Source organism: Burkholderia sp. Ac-20353 (assembly GCF_017104785.1).
In the GTDB taxonomy this organism is placed as follows: Bacteria; Pseudomonadota; Gammaproteobacteria; order Burkholderiales; family Burkholderiaceae; genus Burkholderia.
The window spans coordinates 1-4,379 of the sequence record NZ_JAAGPL010000361.1 but is presented as its reverse complement, the minus strand read 5'-3'; the positions used below and the strand labels follow the sequence as shown (position 1 = coordinate 4,379).

5 protein-coding genes and 1 pseudogene are annotated in these 4,379 nt (G+C 67.9%); all 6 read left to right on the top strand.

Translation table 11 applies throughout. The annotated features are described in order from the left end of the window. Positions 1-601: pseudogene (locus G3N94_RS40020) on the top strand (type VI secretion system protein TssA); the annotation flags it as partial. 41 nt (positions 602-642) lie between these two features. After that, positions 643-1,218: a type VI secretion system contractile sheath small subunit gene (tssB, locus tag G3N94_RS40015; RefSeq protein ID WP_205799705.1), complete on the top strand. Its 576-nt coding sequence runs from the start codon at positions 643-645 to the stop codon at positions 1,216-1,218. Continuing rightward, a complete protein-coding gene (gene tssC, locus G3N94_RS40010; RefSeq protein ID WP_205799704.1) occupies positions 1,211-2,743 on the top strand; it encodes a type VI secretion system contractile sheath large subunit in 1,533 nt (510 codons plus the stop codon). Before tssB ends, tssC begins: the two co-directional genes overlap by 8 nt. Positions 2,744-2,836: 93 nt before the next feature. Further along, a complete protein-coding gene (locus tag G3N94_RS40005; RefSeq protein ID WP_205799703.1) occupies positions 2,837-3,328 on the top strand; it encodes a type VI secretion system tube protein Hcp in 492 nt (163 codons plus the stop codon). A gap of 88 nt (positions 3,329-3,416) precedes the next feature. After that, positions 3,417-3,935 (top strand): type VI secretion system baseplate subunit TssE, encoded by a 519-nt coding sequence (gene tssE / locus G3N94_RS40000; RefSeq protein WP_205799706.1) that lies wholly within the window; start codon positions 3,417-3,419, stop codon positions 3,933-3,935. A gap of 4 nt (positions 3,936-3,939) precedes the next feature. Further along, positions 3,940-4,379, top strand: a 440-nt coding sequence (locus tag G3N94_RS39995; protein WP_205799702.1) for a type VI secretion system baseplate subunit TssF, incomplete at its 3' end; no start/stop codon positions are given.

Sequence of the window (4,379 nt, the reverse complement as noted above, 5' to 3'; positions counted from 1 at the left end):
GATGCGCTATCCGGGCGGCCGCGACCGGCTGGCGGCCGATCTGGCGCACGCACGCGACATGGGGCAGCCGCCGCTCGGCGCGGCACTCGCCGCGCTCGATGCCCTCGATGCGATCCGCTCGCAGGTGAGCTCGAAGCTCGGCGCGGAATGGGCGCCGGACACGAGCGATTTCGAGAAAGGGCTGCGGCGGATCGCGCACGACGCGTTGCCGCCGGTCGCGCCGCAGAAAGACGCGGACGCGGCAACGGCGGCGGCCGCTGCAACGGCAGCCGATCCAGCAGCACCGGGCACAGAACCAGGCGCGACAGCGCGCACGACACCAGGCACCGCACTAGGCACGAAAGCAGGCACGAAAGCAGGCACAGCCGCATCCGACGGCCGCGCGTGGCGCGACGCCGAAGTGACGAGCCGCGACGACGTGCGAATCGGCCTCGAGAAATTCTGCCGCTACTTCGAGCAGCACGAGCCGAGCCATCCGGCGCCGCTGCTGATGCGGCGCGCGCAGCGGCTGCTCGCGCTCGACTTCTACGAAATCATGCGGGACCTCGTTCCCGAAAGCCTGCCGAAGCTGGACCTGCTGAGCGGCGCACGGAGCGAATGACGCGGAGATGAACGACGCAATCTGACGTGAAGGAGCAGACGATGACGGACAAGACCAGGGCAGCAGGCAGCGGACAGAAATTCATCGCGCGCAACCGGGCGCCGCGCGTGCAGATCGAGTACGACGTCGAGACCTACGGCGCCGAGCGCAAGGTGCAGCTGCCGTTCGTGATGGGCGTGATGGCGGACCTCGCCGGCAAGCGCGCGGAGCCGCTGCCGGATCTCGCGGAGCGCAGGTTCCTCGAGATCGACGTCGACAATTTCGACGAGCGGATGAAGTCGGTCGCGCCGCGCGTCGCGTTCCAGGTGCCGAACACGCTGACGGGCGACGGGATGCTCAACGTCGACATGACGTTCGAGTGCATCGACGATTTCTCGCCGGCCGCGATCGCGCGCAACGTCGATGCGCTGCGCAAGCTGCTGGACGCGCGCACCGAACTGTCGAACCTGCTGTCGTACATGGACGGCAAGCACGGCGCCGAGCAGCTGATCGAGCAGGCCATCAACGATCCCGAACTGCTGAAGGCGCTTGTGCGGCAGCCGGCGGCGGAACCCGCGGCAGGCGACGCGCTGGCCGCACGGAACGGCGCTGCCGCCCCGGAGGCCCGCGATGAATGAACCTGCTCACACCCGGGCCGACGCGCATGATGGTGCGCTTGACGGTGCGCATGGTGGCGCGCAGCCGCTCGTCGCACACAACGAGTTCGCCGCGCTGCTGCAGAAGGAATTCAAGCCGAAGACTGCCGAAGCGCGCGAATCGGTCGAGCGGGCCGTGCGCACGCTCGCGCAGCAGGCGCTCGAAAACACGGTCGGCATGACGACGGACGCGTACGGCAGCGTCAAGCAGATCATCGCGGAGATCGACCGCAAGCTGACCGAGCAGATCAACCTGATCCTGCATCACGGCGAATTCCAGACCCTCGAAGGCGCGTGGCGCGGGCTGCACTACCTCGTCACGCACACCGAGACCGACGAACTGCTGAAGATCAAGGCGCTGCCCGTAGCGCGCAACGAGCTCGCGCGCATGCTGAAGCGCTACAAGGGCGTCGCGTGGGACCAGAGCCCGCTGTTCCGCAAGGTCTATGAAGAGGAATACGGGCAGTTCGGCGGCGAGCCGTTCGGCTGTCTCGTCGGCGACTTCCACTTCAATCACAGTCCGCCCGACGTCGAGATGCTCGGCGAGCTGTCGAAGATCGCGGCGGCCGCGCACGCGCCGTTCATCGCGGGCGCGTCGCCGGCGCTGATGCAGATGGACTCGTGGCAGGAGCTGTCGAACCCGCGCGATCTCACGAAGATCTTCCAGAACACCGAATACGCGGCGTGGCGCAGCCTGCGCCAGTCGGACGATTCGCGCTACGTCGGGCTCGCGATGCCGCGCTTCCTCGCGCGGCTGCCTTACGGCGCGCGCACCAACCCGGTCGACGCGTTCGACTTCGAGGAAGACACCGACGCGGCGAGCCACGACCGCTACACGTGGGCGAATTCCGCGTATGCGATGGCCGCGAACATCAACCGCTCGTTCAAGCTGTACGGCTGGTGCTCGTCGATCCGCGGCGTCGAATCGGGCGGCGCGGTCGAGGGGCTGCCGTGCCACACGTTCCCGACCGACGACGGCGGCGTCGACCAGAAATGCCCGACCGAGATCGCGATCAGCGACCGCCGCGAGGCCGAGCTCGCGAAGAACGGCTTCATGCCGTTCGTGCACCGGAAGAACTCGGATTTCGCGGCGTTCATCGGCGCGCAGTCGCTGTACCAGCCGGCCGAGTACCACGATCCGGACGCGACCGCGAACGCAAGGCTGTCCGGCCGCCTGCCGTACCTGTTCGCATGCTGCCGCTTCGCGCACTACCTGAAATGCATCGTGCGCGACAAGATCGGCTCGTTCCGCGAACGCGACGACATGGAGCGCTGGCTGAACGACTGGATCATGAACTACGTCGACGGCGATCCCGTGAACTCGTCGCAGGAAACCAAGGCGCGCAAGCCGCTCGCGGCCGCGCAGGTCGTCGTCGACGAGATCGAGGACAACCCCGGCTACTACGCGTCGAAATTCTTCCTGCGACCGCACTACCAGCTCGAAGGGCTCACCGTGTCGCTGCGGCTCATCTCGAAGCTGCCTTCCACGAAGGCAACCGGCGAATGAGCGACGAGCGAATGAGCGGAAAGCGGAATTCAACCTGACCTCGGACCGTAATCGGACCAAAACGGACCAAAACTGACCAAAACGGAGACGGCAATGGGCGTGGCAATGTTCATGAAGGTGGACGGCGTGACCGGCGAATCGGCGGACGCGCAGCACAAGGGCTGGACCGACATCCAGTCGTTCACGTGGGGCGCGAGCCAGCCGGGCGCGATGGCGAGCGGCAGCGGCGGCAACGCGGGCAAGGCGAGCTTCAACGATCTCGTCGTGGCCGCGTACATGGACAAGGGCGCGCCCGCGATCATCAAGAACTGCGCGAGCGGCAAGCACCTGTCGTCGGTCGAGATCTCGGCATGCAAGACCGGCGGCACACAGGTCGAGTTCATGCGCGTGACGCTGCAGGAGGTGCTCGTCACGTCCGCGCAGGTCGCGGGTGTCGACCCCGGCGACACGGCCGACCGGCTGCTGATGCACTTCGGCTTCCAGGCCGCGAAGGTGAAGAAGCAGTACTGGCAGCAGAACGACAACGGCGGCAAGGGCGCCGAGGTGTCGGTCGGCTGGAACATCAAGGAAAACACCGAGATGTAACGGCGCGGAGACGACCATGGACGACCCGCGAACCCGCGGCGGCAGCGAAGGCCGGGAAGGCCGGGAAGGCCGGGAAAGCCGCGGCGGCATGCGCGACCGGCTGCAGCCGGCGCTGCTCGACCGGCTCACCGACGACGCGCCACAGCGCACGAGCGAAGCGCCCGATGCGCCCGACGCGCAATGGATCGGCGCGGAGCGCCTGCGCGCGGCCGTGCTGCGCGATCTCGCGTGGCTGCTCAACACGCGCAACGCCGAAGACGGCTTCGTCGACTGGTCGGCGTTCGCGCACGCGCAGGCGTCGGTGCTCAACTACGGGATGCGGCCGCTCGTCGGCAAGCCGATGTCGGGCGTCGAGCGGATGTCGGTGGAGGCGTCGATCCGCGACGCGATCGTCCGCTTCGAGCCGCGCATCGCGCCCGACAGCGTCGAGGTCCGCAGCGTGGCCGATGCGCCCGGCGGCCGGGTTGGCGAGCAGCGCCACAACGTGCTGCTGTTCGAGATTCGCGGCACGCTGTGGTCGATCCCGCATCCCGTCGAATTCGTGCTGCGTTCCGGCCTCGATCTGGAGACGGGCGCGATGTCGCTGCAATCGACGGCGGGGGGCTGACGCGATGGATACGCGCCTGCTCGACTACTACAACCGCGAACTCGCTTATCTGCGCGAGCTCGGCGGCGAATTCGCGCAGCAGTTCCCGAAGGTGGCGTCAAGGCTGCGGCTGCACGACTCGGGGCCGCCCGACCCGTACGTCGAGCGGCTGCTCGAAGGCTTCAGCTTCCTCACCGCGCGCGTGCAACTGAAGATGGACGCGGAGTTTCCGCGCTTCACGCAGGCGCTGCTCGACGCCGTGTATCCGGGTTATGTGGCGCCGCTGCCGTCGATCGCGATCGTGCGGTTCGCGCCGCTGCTGAACGAAGGCAGCCTCGCGCAGGGCTGGCGGCTGCCGGCCGGCACGGCATTGCGCGCGCGGCCGGCCGCGTCCGAGCAGACCGCGTGCGAATTCCGCACCGCGCACGACCTGACGCTGTGGCCGCTCGAACTGACCGATGCGGC